Raw genomic sequence first — 3180 nt, 5'->3', positions numbered from 1 at the left:
ACGGACGAACTCCCACTCGGCATCCGACAGTTCATGGCGACGTATCACCCGACCATGATCCACCACGCAAGATCATTTGACGACAGACCCTAGCGAGGGGGGTTACTCCAGGGCGGCGATGAGGGGCGCCCACAGAGGGTGGGAGTTGGCCGGGACGACGAGGTGCGCCTGGTGGCGGGCGCGGGTCATGACGACGTAGAGAAGGCGTGAGCCGTTGGGGAACGGTTCGCCTTCGGGGCCGTACCACTCGTCGTCGGCGAGCAGCAGGATAGTGGTGTCGGCTTCGCGCCCCTTGGTCTGGTGGAGGTTCATCACCTGTACCGGCCGCGGGCGCGGCCGGGTGTCGCCCACCAGGGTCTCGTCGCGGGCACGGTGGAGTTCTTCGGCCACTCCCGTGATGCTCTGGTCTTCCTTGAGTACACGTAGTGCGCGGCGGGTGGTGGGGGCAGCCTGGAGCCAGGCCTCCTGGCCGCGGAAGGTTCCGATGCGGGTGTAAGCGTCGGTGACAAGCTCGGCGAGGCGGTCGATATCGGCGGTCGGGCCGATGCCCGCCGAGCGTAGATCCAGCGCGAGTGCCCGCAAGGCGCGCTCCAACGCAGGGTTGGACTTGTCCAGCATCTGCCGGGCGAGGGCGGAGAGCCCGCGGCCACGCAGGCAAGCGGTGACAAACACGGCCAGCGCCCGCCGGACCTGGGTGCGCTTCTGCCCGAGCGCGTACTGGACGAGGGCGAGTTGGGCGGAGAGTGCTTCCGCGTGAGCCTCGGTGAAACCGACCTGCTCATGGACCACGCCGTCCGCGTTCAAGGCGTCGGAGAGGGCGGTGGTGGCGATGTTGGTGTGGGTGAAGATGCTGACGGTGTGCTTCGTCTGGCGGGCGGCCCGTGCGAGTTCAATGACCTGCGCGTAGCCGGTGTCGTCGGTGATCCGTGTGACGGCGAGGCGGCCCTGTTGGGCGGCCGTGCGGAGGGCGGGGTCGGTGAAGCGGCGCTGGCGGGCGGCTTCCGCGGCGGCGGGCAGCACACCGGAGGGGTCGCGGTAGCTGGCGGTTTGAAGGTCAATCCGGCGGGCGCCGGGCAGGGCCATGGCGTTGGCGATCCGGGCGGCGGGATTCACGCCGGGTTTGAACGAGCCCTCGTAGATGCTCTGGTTGACGTCGCCCAGCAGGATGCGACGCGCTGCGGGGGCGATCTGTTGCAGGAAGGCCCACTCGGTGGCGTCGGTGTCCTGGAACTCGTCGCAGATGACGAGGGTGTACCGCCCGGCGTAGTGGTTGCGGACCTTGTCAAGGGCCAGCAGCTGGCGGGCGGCCGGCATCAGTTGACTGTACGTCAGTCCGGGAGAGCCCCAGGCACGGTCTGGTTGGCCTGACTGAGCACGCTCTGCGGGGTGGATAGCCGTGGTGTGCACCGAAGCCTGTGATGACCCTCCAGGCGAAGCCGTGGAAGGTCGACACCTCCAGCCGCGGCCGCAGCTCTCCAATGACGTTCGCGGCCCGGTCGATGATCTGGGCGACGGCGGTACGTGAGAAGGATAGGAACAACACCCGTGTCACAGCGGGCAGTTGGGTGCACTGTCCGCGCCGGGCCGCTTCTTGTCGCAGTCGCAGCAGTTTCTCGTCCGCTGCTTCCAAGTGGGCGCGGGCGGCGGCGACTGCGGTCGTGGTCTTGCCCGTGCCGGCGCGCCGCTGACCACCAGCACCGGCGCAACGCTCTCGAACACCGCGCGTTGGTCTCGCGCGCCTGATAGGTCATCAGGCGCCTGCTGGCCGGGACACGGTGGGCACATCGATCAGACCTGGCCCGCTGTGGGAAGGATCGGCAGCCAGTTCCAGGAGAGCCAGCGTCATGGAGATCACCGGCGGGTGTGGTGCGTTGGACTCGGCGTAGAGGGCTTCCAGGAACTGCTCGTGCAAGCCCTGTTTGTGGATCACCTTGCACAGGTTGGTGACCGCACCCTCGGTGGGCTGGCCGCCCATGGGGTCGGGAATGCCGTACTCGGTGAGGGTGGCGCTGGCGTCGGCGAGCGACTTCAGCGGGAGGCCGTCGGCCATGGCTCGCTCGATGGCGCCGGGAGGCAGCCGGACCACCGCGTCGCACGCGGCCTGGATCTTGGCGAGCTCGTCGGTGGTCTGGTCGCTGTCCTTGTCGCGGTCGATCACCGCCAGGACGCGGAAGCCCAACTGGCGTGCCAGGTTGGCGACGCGGGGAATCTGGCCGATGCCCCCTCGCCGCCGGTGCCGGAGGCGACCAGGCGCACCCCGTGGGCGGACAGGGGGAGTGAGGAGGGAGGCTTCCGGCGGTCGACCATGCTTAGCACTGCCACGTCATGCGGGCCCTCGGTGATGGCGACCGTGGGGGCGGTCAGCGCGGCCAGTAGCTGTGTCCGCGCGCAGGGTCCGCAGCAGTGCGGCAACAGATCCGTGCGGGACTCGATCGCCCCTACCGTCCGGCCGAGCCGTACAGACCGCAGGCATCACCGACGTCGACGAACTCGCCTCCATTGCCGCCCCCCGCATCACCCGCCGCACCACCGCCTCCGGCACCAGAGCCCGCGTCCGCACCAAAGCCGTCCTCATCACCCCCACCGGCACCGGCACCGGCCGCGCCGGCGCCCAGGCCATCGCCTCCGGCTCCGCCCGCCTGCGCCCTCTGATCGCCGAAGCAGCACGCCAGGGCCTCAGACTGGCGTTCACCGTCCGCATGCCGAAGGCCTGCTACATCCTTGCCTCCGGCAGCCGCACCGACTCACCCGGCATCCGCCGCGACGTCATCCAACGCGCCGACCACACCGAGGAACGCTCCTACGGCTCCGCCACCACCGGCGGGTTCGACGCAGCCGACTTCGCAGCCCGGGTCGACGCCGCCGTCGGCGACGTCACCGCAGCGGTTCACCGATGGCTCGTGGAGACCGGCCGCATCCATGAGGGGGCCCACATCACCCACCTGGAGATCCGCACCTGGCGACCCCGCTGACAGCCCCGCCCGGCAGCGTTGGTGAGATCAGCCCGTTCTGGTGCACTCAACGAGCGCGCGGCCCACCGGTGATCGATTCTAGGTGAATCTGCCTACCCGCTTGGGCGACTGACCTGAGAAGCCGTATCTCAACCGATCTTGGAACCTGCAAGTCGAACGGAGTTCCTGGTCGGGTGATCTTCCGGCCGTACGCGCATGAAGGCAGGGC

General features: G+C 69.1%; 4 protein-coding genes. 1 reads left to right on the top strand and 3 read right to left on the bottom strand.

Features of this window, described 5'->3' with window-relative positions; genetic code table 11:
- Positions 1-102 precede the first annotated feature (102 nt).
- The 3 genes from ACFYWI_RS38365 to ACFYWI_RS38355 form a co-directional block, all read right to left on the bottom strand.
- A complete protein-coding gene (locus tag ACFYWI_RS38365) occupies positions 103-1392 on the bottom strand; it encodes a UvrD-helicase domain-containing protein (protein WP_389240803.1) in 1290 nt (429 codons plus the stop codon).
- Positions 1283-1630, bottom strand: a complete 348-nt coding sequence (locus tag ACFYWI_RS38360; RefSeq protein ID WP_389240801.1) for a hypothetical protein — start codon at positions 1628-1630, stop codon at positions 1283-1285. Before ACFYWI_RS38360 ends, ACFYWI_RS38365 begins: the two co-directional genes overlap by 110 nt.
- Positions 1631-1750: 120 nt before the next feature.
- Positions 1751-2179, bottom strand: a complete 429-nt coding sequence (locus ACFYWI_RS38355; protein WP_389240799.1) for a hypothetical protein — start codon at positions 2177-2179, stop codon at positions 1751-1753.
- A 199-nt stretch (positions 2180-2378) separates the two neighbouring features.
- Here ACFYWI_RS38355 and ACFYWI_RS38350 point away from each other — a divergent pair, with 199 nt between their 5' ends.
- A complete protein-coding gene (locus ACFYWI_RS38350) occupies positions 2379-2972 on the top strand; it encodes a helix-turn-helix domain containing protein (RefSeq protein WP_389240797.1) in 594 nt (197 codons plus the stop codon).
- Positions 2973-3180 lie beyond the last annotated feature (208 nt).

The organism is Streptomyces sp. NPDC002889, assembly GCF_042888425.1.
Lineage (GTDB): Bacteria > Actinomycetota > Actinomycetes > Streptomycetales > Streptomycetaceae > Streptomyces.
This window is presented reverse-complemented; position numbering and strand designations above follow the sequence as displayed.